Raw genomic sequence first — 16,930 nt, 5'->3', positions numbered from 1 at the left:
TCGGAAATGATCAGCAGCAAGCGGTATCACGAACGGGACGACCGTCCATGTTCTGCAGGCGAAGGGTGTTGTTGGCCAGCCATTGCGCATTGGCCTGCAGGGTGACCTGCAGCAGCTCGTGCACCCACGTGGGCAGCTCGGGATTGAGGCGGTAATAGACCCACTGGCCCTGCCGGCGATCCAGCAGCAGACCACTGCTGCGCAGCTGTGCCAGGTGGCGGCTGATCTTCGGTTGGCTGTCGTCCAATGCGCACATCAACTCGCATACACACAGTTCGCCCAAGCTGGCGATGAGCAGGGTGGCGCGAGCGCGGGTCTCGTCGGCCAGGCTCTTGAAGACTTTGGGTGGAGTGATCATGGCTTCAACTTAGATATGGAAAGTCGAATATACGGATTTCCATATATTTTGCGCAAGCTTTATCGGGCTCGATGTCCGTTAAGGGTCGATTGCGGTCACGCGCGAGAGGCAGCTATCGACCCAAAGCAGACTTTGATAGTCGCCTCTGACGGCCAAATGAGACGTTGAGAATTGACCCGCGCGAGGATTGCTCCGAGATGTATCTACAAGACTGCTCATCCCTGCGTTGGCCGTTCGACTTTATGCCTGGCTAGGGTCCGCTCGATGAACGCCAGGATCGCCTCGTTCATCTGCCCCAGACCGGGCTCTTCCAGCGGGTAATGCCCGGCATTGTCGAGCAGCCGGGTGGTCACTTCGACGCGGCGTAGGCGCCGCAGGAAGGGCTGGCTCAGTGCGAGCGGGGTCCAGCGGTCGGCCGCCGGCTGGGTCAGCAGGACCGGGCAGACGTCGAAGGCCTCCGGCTCGATGGCTGGCGCGTAGCCCAGATAGGAACTGAGGAAGCGCAGGCTGGCCCAGTTGCCGGCCGAGGTGCGGTCCTTCAGGCAGGCCTTTAGCGCGGCGCGGTCATTGACCAGTGTGTGCATCTTGCTCGCCAGCCACATCGGCATCTTCAGCCCGGCCAGCGGCGTGCGCGCCAGTAAGTGGATCATCGGAATGCCCAAGCGGCCCATCATCGGAGTGAGTGCGGTCTGCTCGCGCACCTGCGCAACGCGCTGATCGAGGAAGGTCATACCGACGATGCCCGCCACGCGCCGGTTCAGGGCGGCTGCATGGTAGGTGAGCATGCCGCCCGCGCTCAGGCCGTAGAGGAAGATCGGCCGCGGATCCCGGGCACGTTCGTATTCGATGAAGTCGTTGGCCAGTTCCACCCAGGTGTCGTAGCGCTCCTGGGCGCCGGCTGCGACCTTCGTTTCGCCATAACCGGGCATGTCGATGGCCACCGTCTCCAGCCCTTGCCTTGCGAGCGGCAGGCCGACGATAGTGGACATCTGCCGGCCATTGGTGCCGACACCATGGAACAGGATGACGCGGGCTGACGCCGCCGGGTTGGCGTAGCGGTCCAGGTGGACCTGATGCCCACGCCACGTCCAGTACTCTTCCCTGGGCGCATTGCCGGCGTCGATGCGGTAAGTGGGCGGCAGGAAGGCTTGTATCGCCTGCCATTGGGTCTGATCTGCGTAGCTCATCGACGTCCTTGCACTGGACAAGGGGAGTGGGGAAACCTATAAAGATGACATTTGTTACCTTGTGAAAACATAACATATGTCTGATTTTTCGGATGTGCAAGACCCGTCGTCGGCTGCCAAGGGCAAAAGAGCGGGCCGCTTGCCCCAGCAGGAGCGTTCGCAGACACGCATCGCCAAGGTGCTGGCAGCGGCCGAGCAACTGCTTGCCGAGATAGGCGCGGACGCCGCATCGATCCCCGAGATTTCCAAGCTCTCGGGCATTCCGCGGGCGAGCATCTACCAGTTCTTCCCTGATAAATACGTGCTCTTCGCTCACATGGCGCAGCTACAGATGGAGCGCGTGGGCGAGCTCATTGTCGCGATGCGACCGCAGGAGGGGGAAGACTGGAAAGCAGCAATCGGCCGAGTCGTGCGCGGCGTGGCGGACTACTACAACGCCAATCCTGCTGCGGCGGCCTTGCTCATGCGCGGCAACTTCACCCCGACCGACCGCAAGGCCCACGAGGAGAAGGACGCGATGATTGGATCGCTCCTGCGCGATTTCCTGCAGGCCCAGGGCATGCTCAAGGAGCTGCCGCTACAGCCGGATGCTGCGACCCTGTCGGTCGAGATCGCCTTCGCCTGCATGCGCTACGGCTATGTGTCGGATGGAAGTATCAGCGAAGCGATCTGCATCGAGGCGACCGAAGCCACGATTGCCTACCTGTCGCGCTGGGAATAGATCCAGCCACTGGCTTGGCACAGCGATGCCGACTTCTGCCTGTCCCCACCGTCCGCTATGGGTCCAAAGCAGCCACTCGCGAACCGCTGCTTTCGACCCGAGGCAGCCTTTCATCGACAGTTGGAATCGGCGACCAGACTCCTGAGATAGGCAGTGAAATTACGAAACGGTTTTCGCCATTTCAGATGTATTTGCCCAGCCCAGTCCTTCATACACCGGCTTGCCGGCCTTGGTCGCGTGTAGCACGGCAAAACTCATTCCGCGTTGCGCAAACTCGGCTTCAGCCAACTTCATCAGGGTTGAAGCCAAGCCCCGGCGCCGGTAAGCAGGTTCGACGAAAACATTTAGCACATAGCCGCGCTGGTCTAAGGCCGGATGGGAAGGATGAGGTGGCCAGTCGATATTCATCAGACCTATCGCCGCCACAGGCTGCCCCGTGTCCATCAGCGCAAAACCGTAGTAGCGGCCATCGAGTAGGCGCTGGTGCAACCAGGGACGGAAGTGCTCAGTCATCACCCGCAACTCTGATGGGTCACCTCCCGCCTCAAGGAACATCGTTTCACGGTGCACACAAATGATCTCACGATCGTTTGGCCCTAGCCGACGGGCCGTCAAGCCTGAAAAATCGATGTTGCCGGGAATCTCTTTCATCGTATGCACCTGGACGGAGCGGCCGATGGTAGGGCGGTCAATAGGAGACTGTTAGACACAGATTAAATAAAAACGCGCCATACAGCGATCGCGTCGCACGCATCGGCTCTTCAACGGATATGCTACGACCTCGGCGCTGGTCATGGCATATACGCCCTAGAGCGTAGCTAAGTAATCCGGAACTGTTGACTGAAATAGGATGGGCCATCCTTATCCAACATTGCGCACCAGCAGCAAGCTTATCCATGGAACGAAAAGTAAATCCATCCCCCGCTGATTGGGTCATACGCAGCGCCACGCCTGGCCGCGTGGAGCGCATCGAGGCGTGGTTTGGCGGCCATGGCTACGACCCCCATCGGCACGATACCTACTCGATAGGCCGTACCCTTGCCGGTGTACAGAGCTTTCACTACAAAGGGGCGCTGTGCCACGGCGTGCCGGGCAACACACTGGTGCTGCACCCGGACGAAGTCCATGACGGCATGGCCGGCACGGATATTGGTTTTCGCTACCGGATGGCCTACATCGATCCTTCGCTGATCCAGAGCGTGCTCGGCGGCGAACCGCTGCCATTCATTGGCGGCGGGCTGTCCAGCGACCCGCGTCTCTATCGCGCCAGCGAGGCCTTCGTGCAGGCAATGGAGCATCCGCTGGAAACACTGGAGGAGCAGGACGCCGTCTATGATCTGGCCATGGCGCTGCGTGCAGTCGGCGGCAAGTCCCGCGGCCGCAAACGCCTGGACTACCGCTCGGCCGAGCGCGCCAGGGCGTTCATCATGGAGCACCTTGACCACGGCATCACACTGGAAATGCTCGAGCAGGCCAGCGGCCGTGAACAATGGAGCTTGTCACGGGACTTCCGGGCCCTTTATGGCACCAGCCCGTACCGTTTTGTCACGCTACGACGGCTGGACTGTTTTCGCAGGCTGATCCTGGATGGCTTCACCCTGGTCGATGCCGCCCTCGCTGCAGGCTTTCACGACCAGAGCCACATGACCCGGCACTTTACCCGCGCCTACGGCGTGCCGCCTCTGCGCTGGCTGGAACGCTTGCGGCCTGCCCGCTGACTTGCAGGATCGTACAAGAGACGCCGGCTTTCTCTTCGGTAGCCTGATCACTCTAACTACAGAGGATCTGTCATGGCCGACTTACACCCGCAACGCGCATCGCAACCTGTGAACCTGGCTCAGAAGGCTGCACTGATCGAGCAACAGTGGAGCCCAAGGGTGGTCGCGGAAATGAACGACTACCAGTTCAAGGTGGTGCGCATCGAAGGGGAATTCATCTGGCACTCGCACCCGGAGACCGACGAAGCGTTCCTGGTGCTTGAAGGCACCTTGCGTATCGATCTGCCGGAGGGCAGCGTGTATGTGCAGCCGGGCGAGCTGTATGTCGTGCCGCGTGGTGTAGAGCACAGAACGGCGGCGCAGGCGGAAACGAAACTGATGATGATCGAGCCGCGAGGCGTTTTGAACACCGGCCATGAAGGCGGGGAGCGAACTGCGGTGAATGACGTCTGGATATGAGTTGGTATTGCAGGTGATGAGGCCAGAGCCTTGATACACTCCATCCTCCTTTCGCCCCCAAGCCTATTGATTCAAAGTCCACTTTACTGCTTTCAGGATGCCCCCTAAATGCCTGCCTTTGAAATTCTGCCACTGCAAGCCATCGGCCCCGTACGCCTTGGTGCCACGCGGATGGAAACGAGGGAGGTAATGGCCGCCATTGGATTCCCGCTGGAACAATCTCGTGGCGATCTCGATTATTTCTGCAGTGCGGCCATACAAATCTTGTACGACGCCGGTGAGGAAGTACTTTTCATAGGTGTGTCGGAGAGTGCAGCTTTCTGGGTGATGTTCAAAGGAATCAATGTGTTCAACCTGCCTGCTGACGAGCTGTTCTTGCTGATGGCTGAGGCAGATGGATCTGGCCAACATGAGTTCAACAGCTATGAATATTGTTTCCCCAACCAGATTCTCACGCTTTGGGATGCGGACGAACAGTATGACCGAGAAGGTGGGGAGACACGCCCGATATGGAGTCAGGTGGGAATTGGTAGTGAGGCTTATCTGGCTGCTATTGCAGCCATCGAAGCCAAGACATGAAATCAGGAGAGCACATTGGGGCGTTAGCGGTCAGTCGCAGAAGGGCTGCTGACGACCCAAAGCAGCCCTTCGGAGGGCAGATTACAACTCGAAGCTGGCGGTGATTGACTCCGTAAAAATTAGTGTCCTGTCTCGGAAATAAGCTGTTCACTTTTGGCGGCGTCTTGGCGCCCGGCCGGCGTTGCCACTCCTCGCCATAGCCCTGCTATGACTCGTCGCGGCGCCTTGCCCGAACACCCAAGCCACTCGCCAAAAGAGAACGTATCTCCGAGATAGGACACTAGCGACTGGCAGTTGAACTTTCTAACCAGTCTGCACGAGTCATCTCCCATATTTCGACGCCCATCGGTCCACATACAAAATCGCCTGCCCGCACATCTACCAAGCGCATACCCTCATGTTCCGAGACCTTGCGAGATGCGTTGTTGGCAATAGCTTTGGGAACCTGCATGACTGGACGCGACAGTGTCTCGAACCAATAGCGATTGATAATCCGGCATGCCTCACGCATATAGCCCTTTCCCCACCACTGTGGTGCGAGCCAGAAGCCTCTGTTGTTGCCGGGCTGATCATACAAACTAATACTACCCAGGGTGCAGCCAGCATCGTTACGCATGCGGATCATCCAGTGCCATTCACGACCTGCGGCCATGGCAGGCAGAGCGATATCTCGGACATAGATCAGCGCACCGTCTTCCGGATACGGCCATGGGACACGACGATCAAGGTAGCGAACCACCTCCCAGCAGGGGAACAGCTCTTGGATAATGGATGAATCCTCTAACTGGAGAGGCGTGAGAACCAGCCGATCTGTGATCAGCGTCGGAAGACAATCCATGGCATTGGTTCCTGAGCATCCCTGTAAAGCTTTGATTATCTGGAACGGGCTTGTTTGTGTCGACCGTTACCCGGTTTGTGAAACGTCAGCACCGGCAGCCATGGGTCGGAAGCGGTCAGTCGCGAAGAGCAGCTTGCGACCCATAACAGTCATTGGTTCACGTTTGGGACAAGCACGGCTAGTGCCTGTGGCAAGCCGCCGGGTGGAGCACGGGGTCATGTGCGAAAGCTATCGCCTGTGTTAGGCCATGAAGTATCCAAGTCGACATGTTTGATCCAAGCAGGTCATCATTGCTGCCCAGCCATCTACTGAGTACCACGCTCGATCAGAAGGATTTGCCGACCGAGGCCACCACCGTGGCCGAGCAAATGTCGTTGAACCCCAGGTAACTGGCGCATTCTGCTTGCGACAGGTCGGTGTCGATGTAGCTGACCGACCAGTCTAGCGACAGCATCATGCGGCTCAGTTTCACTTGCCATTCGTGGTAGGCATCGCGGCTCGAACCGTCGTTGGCGAACCAGCTCGGGTCCTTGTAGTCGTTGCGTCCGTAGCGCGTTTCCAGGCTGATGTCGTAGGGCAACTGCATGGCATAGCCGGCATAGCTGTAGAACATTGCCTGGTCGCCGTTGAAGTTGTCCGAGTAGTTGCCGCCCAGCAACACGCCCCAGGCGCGCAGTTCGGCGTGGTATTCACCGTAGTTGAAGTTGCCTTGACGCGGGTAGACGTACTTGATGTACGAGGTGTCGAGGGTGACGTCGTCGCTGACTTGCCAGAAGTAGCCCGCGTAGTAGTCCAGTTCCTGGCGGGTACTGTTGCCAAAGCCGAAATCGACATTGGAGCTCCACACGCCTGCGTACAGGCCGGTGGAGTGGGCAAGGGTCAGCGAGCCTTGCAGGGCCGGGTCGTTTTGGGTCTGGGAGATGCCACGGGTGCGATAGTCGCTGAAGACTCCGATCTTGGCTTCGAGGCTGAAGTCGACGTCGAGATCGATGGCATTGGCCAGTGGCGCGCAGGCGAGCAGGCCGCCGCCGATGAAGTTGCGTAGGTTCATTGATGCTTTCCGTTATTGTTATTGTGAGCGGTGTATCAGAGACAGCCTGTTCGCGGGCAAGCCCGCTCCCACAGGGCGCGAGCTAGATTGAAAGTTGCACCGACAAGGCCTCAGCGCGCGTAGATCTGCTTGCCGGCAAACCAGGTCTGCAGCACCTGGGTGTCGCGCAGGGCCTCGGGCTCGACGCTGAGCACGTCGCGGTCGAGCACGATCATGTCGGCCTGCTTGCCGACCTTCAGCGAGCCGACCTGCTGCTCCAGGCGCATGGCCCGGGCGGAGTTGAGGGTGTAGGCCTGGAACATCACCTGGCGGTCAATGGCCTCGTCGGCGTTGAGCACGCCTTTGGGCCCTTTGCGGCTGACAGCCTGGTAGATCGCCTTCCAGGGATCGGGCGTGGTGATCGGCCAGTCGCTGGCACCAGAGATGATCGCGCCATGCTTGAGCAGCGAATGAGCCGGGAAGCTGTGCATGAAGGCCATGGCATCCACGTAGGGCTTGACCAGGTCGATGTTGGACTCATCGGCGCTGGCCCAGTACAGCTGCATCGCGGCGATCACGTCGAGCTGCTTGAAGCGGGCGTATTCCTTGGGGCTGACCATCTGCAAGTGGGTAATGGAGTGGGGGATGCCACTGTGACGATCACGCCGGGCCTGGGCGATGCCATTGAGCGCTTCGCGCACGGCGCGATCGCCAATCGCATGCACGTGCACCAGCCAGCCGCGGGCATCGGCGGCACTGACCAGCTCGCCGAAGTGTTGCGGGTCGAGCAGCAACTCGCCATTGCGCCCGGAGTTCTTGTAGGGCTTGAGCATCGCCGCGGTCTGCGCCGGCGCCTCGGCCACACCGTCGGCAAACACCTTGATGCCCGGCAGGGTGAGGTTGCGCACGCCGAGAAATTGCTGGCGCACTTTGTCCAGTTCGTCGAGGTCTGCGGGGCGGGCCTTGGAGTCGGCCATCAGCAGCGCCGCGACGTGGGCGGTCAGCTCGCCGCGCTCGGCGAGATCCTTGTAGACCGGCAGCACGCCCATTGAGTTATTGTGCACGTCGGCGCCCGGCAGTTCGTTGGCCAGCGGGTCCATCCAGCCGGTGATGCCCAGTTGCTTGTAGTAATCCAGGGCCATGCGCCCGGCGCTCATCAAGGTGGCGTGGGACAGCGCTGGCAGCAGGTCGGTCACCGGGTAGTAGCTGGCATCGGCGAGGAAGCCGTTCGGCGTGCCGTCCGGGCGCTGGCCAATGGTATTGCGCGCCTCGGCGGGCAGGGCAGCGATGGTCTGGTTGTTGATGCCCGCGCGTTCGAGCATGGCCTGGTTGGCCCAGCCGGTGTGCATGTCATTGGCGGCGAAGAGGATCGGCTGGTCGGCCCATTCGCCGTGGTTGAAACGCTGCTCCAGGGCGGGAATGTCGTCCCAGTAGGTGCCAGGCACGCCACCGACGCAGAGGAACTCGCCGCGCACGGCTTTGCCGTCCTTGCGCCACTGGCGCAGACGCCGTTCCAGTTCATCGAGGGGGATTGCTGCGCCAGCCAGGTTGGCCAGTTCCAGTTGCAGGCCGCCCTTGATGGCATGGGAATGGGAGTCGAGCATGCCAGGCATCAGCACTTTGCCGCCGAGGTTGATTACCTGCGTGCTGTCGCCTTTCAGGCGCAGCACGGCCTGGTCGGAGCCCACCGCCACGATCTTCTCGCCTTCGACTGCCACGGCCTGCTGCAAGGGTTGGCCTGGCTCGGCGGTGTAGACCTTGGCGTTGTGCAGGATCACGTCCACTGCCGCAACGCTCGGCAGGGCAGCGCAGGCAAGGCCCGCGCTGATCGCCATCTTCAGGAGCTGCTTCATTCGCTGCCTCGTTCTTGTTGTGTTGGAGCGGCAGCCTAGCCAAGGCGCGCGGGTGGAAAAATGCGCAAGCAGGCACAACTTTTTTCTCCCAGAGGAAATAATCCGTCGCCTATGATTGCCGTGATGCAAGCCGTCGTTATGCCAGTGCCTATTCAAATACGCGGTAACTGCGGGCCTGATAAAAGGCGCTGTGCATCTCCGCTTGTGCCGAACAGGAAGAAACCATGGACAAAATGACGGCCCTGACCATCTTCGTTGCTGCCGCCGAACACGGCAGCTTCAGCCGTGCGGCCGAGCAATTGGGCAAGACCCCGTCGGCGATCACCAAGGCCGTCGCGCACCTGGAGGCCGAACTGGGTGTGCGCCTGTTCGAGCGCACCACGCGGCGCATGGCGCTCACCGAGGCGGGCACGCTGTATCTGGAAGGCGCCCGCCAGGCGCTGATGCACCTGCAACGGGTAACCGAAGAAGTCGAGCAGTTGCAGCATGAGCTGCGCGGTACCTTGCGCATCACCGCGCCACCCTCGTTCGGCCCGGCGTTTCTCAATCAGGTGTGTTGCCGCTTCATGCGTGAACACCCGCAGGTGCGTCTGGAGGTAAACCTCAACGACGCCAACGAAGATTTGATCGACGGCGGCTACGACCTGTCGCTGCGTGACGGCCCCACCGACCAGCCCGAGCTGATCGCCCAGCCGTTGATCGAGAACCGGGTGATCCTCTGCGCCAGCCCCGACTACCTGGCCCGGCGCGGCGCAGCCATTACCCTGGAGAACTATGCCCAGCACGACTGGCTGTTGCTGCGCCACCCGCTGCTCAACCGTAGCTTCTGGTGGATCGAACGTGACGGCCAGTCGTTGCGGGTGCGCCAGCCCACGCCGCGGTTGCTGAGTGACAACTTCGATTTTTTGCTGGCATGCCTGCTCGATGGCCAGGGTTTGCAGTTCGTGCCCACATGGTGCGCCGCGCCGTATCTGGCCAACGGACAACTGGTGGAGGTGATGCCTGAGTACTGGCGCGCGTTGAGCGCGTTCGGGCCATGGGTGCACGTGCTGTACCTGCCGCACCGGCGCAACACGCGCAAGGTGCAGACCTTCATCGCCCTGTTGCACGAACACCTGCGGGGGCAGGGCCTGGAGTCGGCGGCGCGGCGCTGAGTTTTTCCGTTCAGGCACAAAAGTTGTGCGGGGTGTGGCGATGATCAGCAGGGATCGGCTCGCTAGGCTGAAGGTGGTGGTCGCTTGAATCCGGCGGCCTCACTCTTTCCAGAACCGCAACGATGCCTTGAGCGCGCTGTACCAGGAGTTCCTGCAGTGAAGATCCACACGTTAGTCACCGACGTCCGCAACCCCCTCGAGCGTGGTCGCCAGATCGGCGAACGTTTCGCCGAGCAGATCCGCACTACCACCGAGCTGTACCTGGATTTCTTCCCACGGGTCGGCGTAAGCCTGCGCGAAGCGCAGCGCATCGGCGAAAACAGCCTGGCCGCGCTGGAGGCCTGGAGCCCGGACCTGGCCGCGGAGGTGATCGGCCTGGCCAGCGGCGCAGGCTTGCCGCTGTGGCAGTTGGCGAGCCTGAACGCCCGCACCGAGGTACTGGCTGCACGCACCCGCCATAGCGAGTGTTCGACCACCGTGCACGCGCCGCGCGGCCCGCGCGCGCCGCAGACCCTGCAAACCTGGGACTGGCACGACAGCCTCTGCCCCCACGGCCTGATGCTGGCGCTGCATACCGAGCGTGGCATGCACGTCAAGCTGTTCTGCGAGTTCGGCATGTTGGCCAAGCTGGGCGTGAACAGTGCCGGCCTGGGGCTTCACTTCAACATCCTCCACCATGTCAGCGATAACGACAGTGGCGGCGTGCCGGTGCATGCCATCGCCCGTCGCTTGCTGGAGGAGGCCAGCAGCGTCGAAGAGGCCGTGGAGCTTGCGCGTTCGGCGCGGGTCAGTGCCTCCACCGTGCTGACCGTGTTCTCCCGCGACGACAGCAGCCCGCGTGCGCTCAGCATCGAACTGAGCCCCGAGCGCACGGCGCTGGTGCTGCCGCGTGAGGATGGTTGGCTGCTGCACACCAACCACTTTCTCGATCCGCACTTGAGCCAGGGCGAGCAAGTGCTCGATCGCGCCGACACCCAAGGCCGGCTGGGTCACCTGGAGCAAGTGATCGGCCAGATGGACAGCTGCGAGCTGCGCGCGCGCGCCGAAGCCATGTGCGGTGGGCAAGGCGACAGCGCGCCGATCTGCTTCCACCCGGACATGACCCTGCCCGACACCGAGCGCTGGCAAACCCTGCTGAGCGTGGGCATCGACACCGAGCGTTGCCTGCTCGAATACGCGGCGGGCACGCCACTGCAACTGGCCAAGGCCGGCTTCGAAACCTTCTGAGCCCACCCGGTGCCGCCAGCCCAAGTCGGCGGTACCCGCTGAACGAGAACAACAATAATGCATGCGGATCATTCTCTACCTGCGTCATCGCGCTCCGCCTTGCGGACCTTCTGTGTGTCCGGCATGGGCACGGCGCTGGAGTTCTACGACTTCATCATCTATGGCACCGCCGCCGCGCTGGTGTTTCCCCAGGTGTTCTTTCCGCAGATGGACCACCTGACCGCGACCCTGGTGGCCTTCAGCGCCTTTGGCGCCGGTTTCTTCGCTCGACCGTTGGGCGGGCTGGTGTTCGGCCACTTCGGCGACCGCATCGGCCGGCAGAAGGTGCTGGTAGCGACCTTGCTGCTCATGGGCCTGAGCACGTTCCTCATCGGTTGCTTGCCAACCCACGCCAGCATCGGTGTGGCCGCGCCAATCCTGTTGGTGCTGCTGCGCCTGGTCCAGGGCTTCGCCGCGGGAGGGGAGTGGGGCGGTGCCGCGCTGTTCGGCATCGAGTCCGCACCGCCGGGCCGGCGAGGCCTGTGGGGTAGCTTCACGAGCATGGGCATCGGGGTTGGCGGCATCTTCGGCGCGGCGGTGTTCGCCATCGTCAGCGCCGCCTTCGACGACAACCTGGTGGATTTCGCCTGGCGCATTCCCTTCTGGCTCGGTGGCACCCTGGTGCTGATCGGCCTGTACGCGCGCCTCAAGGCGCCGGCAGCTGTTGCGGCACCCGCGGTCAAGCCGACACGTGCACCGCTGGCCGAGGCCCTGCGCCAGCGCCCACGGCAGTTGCTGCTGTGCACCGGAATCGCCTTCGGCTACTGCACCATCGCCTACATCGGCAGCACCTTCTTCCTGACGTACGCCACCCAGGCGGGTTATGGCAGCACCGACGCGCTGATGTTCGACCTGACATTGTCGATTGCCATCGTGTTTGCCGCGCCGCTGTTCGGCCACCTGTCCGACCGCCTGGGCCGGCGCACGGTGATGGCATTCGGTGCCGTGGCCATGGCGCTCGGGCTGTTCGCCTTCTTCGAGCTGGTCGCCATGCAGCACTTTGGCATGGCCCTGTTCGCCTACAGCCTGACCGGCCTGCTGATGGGCGCGACCCAAGGGCCGATCCCGGCGTTTCTGGGCGAGCAGTTCCCGCGCAGCATGCGTTACTCGGGGATTTCGGCCAGTTACCAGATCGGCGCGGCGCTGGGCGGGGGGACGGCATCAAGCATTGCCACGGCAATTCTTATCCTCACCAATCACAATCCACTGGGGGTGGCCTTGTATGGCGCGGGGGCGTTGGCATTGGTGGCGATCTGCTCGCTGATGTTGCGCGAGACCTCGCAGTTGAGCATGGCGCAAATCGATGAGGAGCCTGTTGGTGGTATTTTTGCAGAGGGCAAGTTACTGCGGCATTAATGGGCCGGCAGTCCCATGAATACCCCAACGCGATGCGTGATCAATGCTGGCCGTGGCGGTGCAGACTGAACTGCCTGGTGAATTTGGCCTGCGTCTACATCAGCTGGTCGGAGCAGCCTGGCTGCTCAAGTTGCTTGGCCACTTGCATCGCCAGTTCGACAAAGGCCCGCGCTGCCGCCGTTTGGTAAACCCCTTTTCGTTGCATCAGAACGGCAGTGCGTTGCAAGCGCTGCTGGTCTAGCGCGATAGCCACCAACTGCTCGTGAGCCAGGGCGATGGTGGCCGGCAACAAGGTCGAGAGCGTGGTCCTGCTGACCACTTCGATCAGCGCACTGATGGTATTGGCTTCCACTTGCACGTGAGGGCGAATGTTGTGCTGGCGGCAGTAGCTGTCGATCTGCTCACGGGTGGCGAATTCGGCGCTCAAGAGTATCAACGACTCTGAGTTCAACGCCTCCAGGCCAATACTGCCCACCGTGGCCAGAGGGTGCTGCTTGCCGACCACCAGCGCGAGGGTTTCGACCAATAGCGCTTGGGCTTCCAGGTCCAGATGATGGCCATTGTCGAACGCAATACCCACATCGACCTCGTCGGCCAACAACATTTCCTCCAGCGCCTCTTGAGCGATCTCTCGCAGCACCAGCGTGATGTTCGGGTAGCGGCCATGGAACGCTTCAACCAGTGGGCCAACGAGGTAGCTGGTGAATGTCGGTGTTACCCCCACCCGAAGTGATCCGCGGCTCAGATCTCCGAGGTCATCAATGGCTCGTTTTGCCTCCTGCAGCTCCTGCGCGGCTCGCTTGGCATAGCGCAGGTACACCTCGCCGGCATCCGTCAATCGTGTGGTCCGACCAGAACGATCGAACAGCGGTGTGCCAAGACTCTCTTCCAGCTGCCGGACCTGCTGCGACAAGGCCGGTTGAGACACATGCAAGGCCGCTGCGGCGCGGGTGAAACTGAGGTGAGTTGCCACTGCGATGAAGTATTGAATGTGCCGGGCAAGCATGGCTGGACCTATAAGATTATCTGATTGCCTGCATCATAAATCAGACTTTTACCTTATCGGAAGTGCTGCGTAACCTTTGCTTCAACACATCGCGTCACTCAAGGAGTCAGCCATGAAAGACATCATCGACGGGTTTCTGAAGTTCCAGAAAGACGCCTATCCCGAGCGCGTCAAACTATTCAAGGATCTGGCCAGCCAGCAGAGCCCACGTGCCCTGTTCATCTCATGCTCCGACAGCCGCCTGGTGCCGGAGCTGGTCACCCAGCGCGAACCCGGAGACCTGTTCGTCATCCGCAATGCCGGCAACATCGTGCCGTCCTACGGGCCCGAGCCTGGAGGCGTATCGGCCTCGGTCGAATATGCCGTGGCGGCCTTGCAGGTTTCCGACATCGTCATCTGCGGTCACTCCGATTGCGGCGCCATGACGGCCATCGCCACCTGCAAATGCCTGGACCACATGCCCGCAGTGGCGGGTTGGCTGCGCTACGCCGATTCCGCCCGAGTGGTCAACGAAGCGCGCGACCATTTCGGTCCGCAGGCCAAGGTCGAAGCCATGGTGCGCGAAAACGTGATCGCCCAGCTTGCCAACATCCAGACCCACCCCTCGGTGCGCCTGGCCCTGGAAGAAGGCCGCGTGACATTGCATGGCTGGATCTACGACATCGAAAGCGGGCTGATCGAGGCCTTCGATGGTAGTACCGGTACATTCGTATCCCTCGCCCACAACCCTGAAGTGCACGCCGTTTGCCATCAACCCAAGCGCGTTGCCTGAACATCTTTCAACCAAGGAGAAACACCATGATCCAATCGCAAATCAGCCAGAACGCTCGCCTTGCCCTGAGCGAAGTCATCCTGCTGGCCAAGGCCCGCAAAGACCTGTCGTTCTCCCAGATCACCGAAGGCACCGGTTTGTCCGAAGCCTTCGTCACCGCAGCACTGTTGGGCCAGCACCCGTTGCCGGCGAGCGCGGCCCAGGTAGTGGGCGACAAACTCGGCCTCGACGCGGATGGCGTTGCACTGCTGCAGACCGTGCCACTGCGCGGCAGCATTGAAAAGGGTATCCCGACCGACCCGACCATCTACCGCTTTTACGAGATGTTGCAGGTGTACGGCACCACCTTGAAGGCGCTGGTTCATGAAAAGTTCGGTGACGGCATCATCAGTGCAATCAATTTCAAGCTGGACATCAAGAAAGTCGAAGACCCCGAGGGCGGCTCGCGCGCAGTGATCACCCTGGATGGCAAATACCTGCCCACCAAACCGTTCTGATTTGGCTGCAACCCATGGGCCCGGCCGCAATTTTGCGGCCGAGCCCCAACCTGAAGGTGATCAAAATTGAAAGCGTTGTTGGCATTGATACTCGGCGCGCTGTGCAACGTGGCGATGGCTGCCGACGTTGAGCAGCAGGTCGAGCAGGCACCGGTTGAACAATACAGTTACTCCCAGCACCTCGATATTGCGCGCGTCATTTCCATGAGCGAGGTCCCCGACGTCTGTCAGGTCGTGCCCGCTCGCATGACGTACGAAGACTCCCAAGGCAATAAGCATGTGCTTGAGTACCGCGTGATGGGCAATGGCTGCTCGAATAACTGAGCCCGGCCTTCGCGGTGCCGCAGCACTCGACATGAGGACTGAAGTCGATGGACCTGATCTTTCGAAATGTACGTATTGACGACGCCCAGCCACTGGTAGATGTGGCTGTGCAGGCAGGCAAGATCGCCGAGATCGCACAACACATCGCCAGCACGGCAGGGCGCGAAATCCAGGGCGAGGGCAAGGTGCTTGTCGCTGGGTTTGTCGAAGGCCACCTGCACCTGGAAAAAGCCAACGTCATGCAGCGCAAGGCCAATCGTTCCGGCACCTTGAAGGAAGCGATCGCCGTCACCGCCGAACTGAAGCCCACATTGACCCGCGAGGATATCCGCGAACGTTCGATCCAGGTGCTGCGCGCATTGGTTCAAGCCGGTACCACGCATGTGCGTGCCCACGCCGAGTTCGACCCTGCCCAAGGCTTCACCGGGCTCGAAGTGGTGCTGGAGCTGCGCGAGGCGTTCCGCGAGGTGATCGACATCCAGGTCGTGGCCTTTCCACAGGAAGGCATTCTCAAGCTGCCTGGCATGCCGGCCATGATGGCCCAGGCGATGGAGATGGGGGCCGATGTGGTGGGTGGCATTCCCTACAACGACCTGTCGGCGCAGGAACACATTGATTTCGTCTTTGACTTGGCCAAGCGCTACGGCAAAGACATCGACTTGCACCAGGACTTCGCCGATGACGCCGAGCACATGACCATCGAGTACGTGGCACGTCGAACCATTGCCGAAGGCTACCAGGGGCGGGTCTGCGTCGGGCACCTGACCAGCCTGGCCGCCGTCTCGCCAGCGCGACAGGCACAGGTCATCGCGTTGCTGCGCGAGGCTGATATCAGCGTGATGTGCCTGCCCGCCACCGACCTGCACCTGGGCGCCCGGGGTGACAGCCACAATGTAAGACGCACCCTGACACCTGTGCGTGCGCTGCGCGACGGCGGTGTCACGGTTTGCCTGGCCACCAACAACATCCGCAACGCATTCACACCCTATGGCACTGGCGACCTGTTGCACATTGCACAACTGGCCATTCCTGCGTGCCACCTGGGCGGCGCGGATGATCAGGCCACCGTGTTGTCGATGCTCACGACAAACCCGGCCAAAGCCTTGGGGTTGAAACACCACGGTTTGGCGGTGGGCAATGATGCCGACCTGGTACTGGTCGATTGCCGTGCCGTGGCCGATGTCATTCTCGACCTGCCGACACGGTTGATGGTGCTCAAGCGCGGCAAGGTGGTGGCAACGGCCGAGCATCGTAGGTCAGTTGCATTTTGAGGAGCCCAGTTATCTTCGCGCACCGCAGGCGCGCTCCCGAGCCATCGATCTTCAGTTGTGCAAATGGCCCTTTGTTTTGCCGCCGTTAATACCAGCCCTTTCAACGTGTTTCACGTTAGAGTTGCAGCGCCTACCAGATCGAGCGCCGCCTGCGCGACGCAAGGCCGCTCCCACAGGTACCGCGCCGGCCTCAGGGCATGCACCACACCTGTGGGAGCGGGTTTACCCGCGAAGCAAGCGACGCGGTGCCTGGCACCGGCTGTGCCGGTGTTCGCGGCTGAAGCCGCTCCCACAGGTACCGCGCCGACCTCAGGGCATGCACGACACCTGTGGGAGCGGGTTTATCGGGGCGCCGAACCGCCGCGAAGCAAGCGACGCGGTGCCTGGCACCGGCTGTGCCGGTGTTCGCGGCTGAAGCCGCTCCCACAGCGACCGCGCCGACCTCAGGGCATGCACCACACCTGTGGGAGCGGCCTTGCGCCGCGTGGGCGGCGCTCGATCTGGTAGGCGTTGCAGTGCTTGCGCCGGGCGGAGCATGCGA

18 protein-coding genes are annotated in these 16,930 nt (G+C 61.5%); 11 read left to right on the top strand and 7 right to left on the bottom strand.

Annotated elements, in window-relative coordinates; all coding sequences use genetic code 11:
* Positions 1–10: 10 nt before the first annotated feature.
* A complete protein-coding gene (locus tag HU772_RS13665; RefSeq protein WP_186655133.1) occupies positions 11–358 on the bottom strand; it encodes a metalloregulator ArsR/SmtB family transcription factor in 348 nt (115 codons plus the stop codon).
* A 215-nt stretch (positions 359–573) separates the two neighbouring features.
* A complete protein-coding gene (locus HU772_RS13660) occupies positions 574–1,545 on the bottom strand; it encodes an alpha/beta hydrolase (RefSeq protein ID WP_186655136.1) in 972 nt (323 codons plus the stop codon).
* Positions 1,546–1,621: 76 nt separating this feature from the next.
* On the opposite strand from HU772_RS13660, the gene HU772_RS13655 reads away from it, so the two are divergent.
* Positions 1,622–2,266, top strand: coding sequence for a TetR/AcrR family transcriptional regulator (locus HU772_RS13655; RefSeq protein WP_186655138.1), 645 nt, complete (start codon positions 1,622–1,624; stop codon positions 2,264–2,266).
* Positions 2,267–2,425: 159 nt separating this feature from the next.
* Here the strand turns inward: HU772_RS13655 and HU772_RS13650 are convergent, their stop codons facing one another.
* Positions 2,426–2,917: a GNAT family N-acetyltransferase gene (locus HU772_RS13650; RefSeq protein WP_186655140.1), complete on the bottom strand. Its 492-nt coding sequence runs from the start codon at positions 2,915–2,917 to the stop codon at positions 2,426–2,428.
* A 245-nt stretch (positions 2,918–3,162) separates the two neighbouring features.
* Between HU772_RS13650 and HU772_RS13645 the strand changes: the two genes are divergently transcribed.
* The 3 genes from HU772_RS13645 (at position 3,163) to HU772_RS13635 (ending at position 5,022) form a co-directional block, all read left to right on the top strand.
* Positions 3,163–3,984 carry an AraC family transcriptional regulator gene (locus HU772_RS13645; protein WP_186655144.1) on the top strand — a complete coding sequence of 274 codons (822 nt, stop codon included), beginning with the start codon at positions 3,163–3,165 and terminating at the stop codon, positions 3,982–3,984.
* 72 nt (positions 3,985–4,056) lie between these two features.
* Positions 4,057–4,443: a cupin domain-containing protein gene (locus HU772_RS13640; protein WP_186655146.1), complete on the top strand. Its 387-nt coding sequence runs from the start codon at positions 4,057–4,059 to the stop codon at positions 4,441–4,443.
* Positions 4,444–4,551: 108 nt separating this feature from the next.
* Positions 4,552–5,022: a hypothetical protein gene (locus tag HU772_RS13635; RefSeq protein ID WP_186655149.1), complete on the top strand. Its 471-nt coding sequence runs from the start codon at positions 4,552–4,554 to the stop codon at positions 5,020–5,022.
* A 280-nt stretch (positions 5,023–5,302) separates the two neighbouring features.
* Here the strand turns inward: HU772_RS13635 and HU772_RS13630 are convergent, their stop codons facing one another.
* The 3 genes from HU772_RS13630 to HU772_RS13620 form a co-directional block, all read right to left on the bottom strand.
* Positions 5,303–5,860: a GNAT family N-acetyltransferase gene (locus HU772_RS13630; RefSeq protein ID WP_186655152.1), complete on the bottom strand. Its 558-nt coding sequence runs from the start codon at positions 5,858–5,860 to the stop codon at positions 5,303–5,305.
* Between the two features lie 325 nt (positions 5,861–6,185).
* A complete protein-coding gene (locus HU772_RS13625; RefSeq protein ID WP_186655155.1) occupies positions 6,186–6,911 on the bottom strand; it encodes a TorF family putative porin in 726 nt (241 codons plus the stop codon).
* Between the two features lie 110 nt (positions 6,912–7,021).
* On the bottom strand, positions 7,022–8,743 hold the full coding sequence (locus HU772_RS13620; RefSeq protein WP_186655157.1) for an amidohydrolase: 1,722 nt from the start codon (positions 8,741–8,743) through the stop codon (positions 7,022–7,024).
* Positions 8,744–8,967: 224 nt separating this feature from the next.
* Here HU772_RS13620 and HU772_RS13615 point away from each other — a divergent pair, with 224 nt between their 5' ends.
* The 3 genes from HU772_RS13615 to HU772_RS13605 all read left to right on the top strand — a co-directional run bounded on the left by HU772_RS13615 (position 8,968) and on the right by HU772_RS13605 (position 12,519).
* The gene (locus HU772_RS13615) at positions 8,968–9,897 is read left to right on the top strand and encodes a LysR family transcriptional regulator (protein ID WP_186655160.1); all 930 of its coding nucleotides are present in this window, start codon (positions 8,968–8,970) and stop codon (positions 9,895–9,897) included.
* A gap of 156 nt (positions 9,898–10,053) precedes the next feature.
* Positions 10,054–11,124: a C45 family autoproteolytic acyltransferase/hydrolase gene (locus HU772_RS13610; RefSeq protein WP_186655163.1), complete on the top strand. Its 1,071-nt coding sequence runs from the start codon at positions 10,054–10,056 to the stop codon at positions 11,122–11,124.
* 57 nt (positions 11,125–11,181) lie between these two features.
* On the top strand, positions 11,182–12,519 hold the full coding sequence (locus HU772_RS13605) for an MFS transporter (RefSeq protein ID WP_186655166.1): 1,338 nt from the start codon (positions 11,182–11,184) through the stop codon (positions 12,517–12,519).
* Positions 12,520–12,613: 94 nt separating this feature from the next.
* Here the strand turns inward: HU772_RS13605 and cynR are convergent, their stop codons facing one another.
* A complete protein-coding gene (gene cynR, locus HU772_RS13600; protein ID WP_186655169.1) occupies positions 12,614–13,525 on the bottom strand; it encodes a transcriptional regulator CynR in 912 nt (303 codons plus the stop codon).
* 112 nt (positions 13,526–13,637) lie between these two features.
* Here cynR and HU772_RS13595 point away from each other — a divergent pair, with 112 nt between their 5' ends.
* From HU772_RS13595 to HU772_RS13580, 4 genes are all read left to right on the top strand, one after another.
* Positions 13,638–14,297, top strand: a complete 660-nt coding sequence (locus tag HU772_RS13595; RefSeq protein WP_186655172.1) for a carbonic anhydrase — start codon at positions 13,638–13,640, stop codon at positions 14,295–14,297.
* A 26-nt stretch (positions 14,298–14,323) separates the two neighbouring features.
* Positions 14,324–14,794 carry a cyanase gene (gene cynS / locus HU772_RS13590; RefSeq protein WP_186655175.1) on the top strand — a complete coding sequence of 157 codons (471 nt, stop codon included), beginning with the start codon at positions 14,324–14,326 and terminating at the stop codon, positions 14,792–14,794.
* Between the two features lie 66 nt (positions 14,795–14,860).
* A complete protein-coding gene (locus HU772_RS13585; RefSeq protein WP_186655177.1) occupies positions 14,861–15,118 on the top strand; it encodes a DUF2790 domain-containing protein in 258 nt (85 codons plus the stop codon).
* 47 nt (positions 15,119–15,165) lie between these two features.
* Positions 15,166–16,389, top strand: a complete 1,224-nt coding sequence (locus HU772_RS13580; RefSeq protein ID WP_186655180.1) for an amidohydrolase family protein — start codon at positions 15,166–15,168, stop codon at positions 16,387–16,389.
* Positions 16,390–16,930: the final 541 nt, after the last annotated feature.

This window comes from Pseudomonas xantholysinigenes (assembly GCF_014268885.2).
Taxonomy (GTDB): Bacteria; Pseudomonadota; Gammaproteobacteria; order Pseudomonadales; family Pseudomonadaceae; genus Aquipseudomonas; species Aquipseudomonas xantholysinigenes.
The sequence above is the reverse complement of the archived record's forward strand: the minus strand, read 5'-3'. Positions and strand labels throughout refer to the sequence as shown.

Bases quoted from the DNA above. Each gene is read 5' to 3' on its own strand.
- HU772_RS13635 (WP_186655149.1), top strand. From the start codon at position 4,552: ATGCCTGCCTTTGAAATTCTGCCACTGCAAGCCATCGGCCCCGTACGC.
- HU772_RS13660 (WP_186655136.1), bottom strand. From the start codon at position 1,545: ATGAGCTACGCAGATCAGACCCAATGGCAGGCGATACAAGCCTTCCTG.
- cynS (WP_186655175.1), top strand. From the start codon at position 14,324: ATGATCCAATCGCAAATCAGCCAGAACGCTCGCCTTGCCCTGAGCGAA.
- HU772_RS13655 (WP_186655138.1), top strand. From the start codon at position 1,622: ATGTCTGATTTTTCGGATGTGCAAGACCCGTCGTCGGCTGCCAAGGGC.
- HU772_RS13645 (WP_186655144.1), top strand. From the start codon at position 3,163: ATGGAACGAAAAGTAAATCCATCCCCCGCTGATTGGGTCATACGCAGC.
- HU772_RS13650 (WP_186655140.1), bottom strand. From the start codon at position 2,917: ATGAAAGAGATTCCCGGCAACATCGATTTTTCAGGCTTGACGGCCCGT.
- HU772_RS13640 (WP_186655146.1), top strand. From the start codon at position 4,057: ATGGCCGACTTACACCCGCAACGCGCATCGCAACCTGTGAACCTGGCT.
- cynR (WP_186655169.1), bottom strand. From the start codon at position 13,525: ATGCTTGCCCGGCACATTCAATACTTCATCGCAGTGGCAACTCACCTC.
- HU772_RS13580 (WP_186655180.1), top strand. From the start codon at position 15,166: ATGGACCTGATCTTTCGAAATGTACGTATTGACGACGCCCAGCCACTG.
- HU772_RS13625 (WP_186655155.1), bottom strand. From the start codon at position 6,911: ATGAACCTACGCAACTTCATCGGCGGCGGCCTGCTCGCCTGCGCGCCA.
- HU772_RS13605 (WP_186655166.1), top strand. From the start codon at position 11,182: ATGCATGCGGATCATTCTCTACCTGCGTCATCGCGCTCCGCCTTGCGG.
- HU772_RS13620 (WP_186655157.1), bottom strand. From the start codon at position 8,743: ATGAAGCAGCTCCTGAAGATGGCGATCAGCGCGGGCCTTGCCTGCGCT.
- HU772_RS13595 (WP_186655172.1), top strand. From the start codon at position 13,638: ATGAAAGACATCATCGACGGGTTTCTGAAGTTCCAGAAAGACGCCTAT.
- HU772_RS13665 (WP_186655133.1), bottom strand. From the start codon at position 358: ATGATCACTCCACCCAAAGTCTTCAAGAGCCTGGCCGACGAGACCCGC.
- HU772_RS13630 (WP_186655152.1), bottom strand. From the start codon at position 5,860: ATGGATTGTCTTCCGACGCTGATCACAGATCGGCTGGTTCTCACGCCT.
- HU772_RS13615 (WP_186655160.1), top strand. From the start codon at position 8,968: ATGGACAAAATGACGGCCCTGACCATCTTCGTTGCTGCCGCCGAACAC.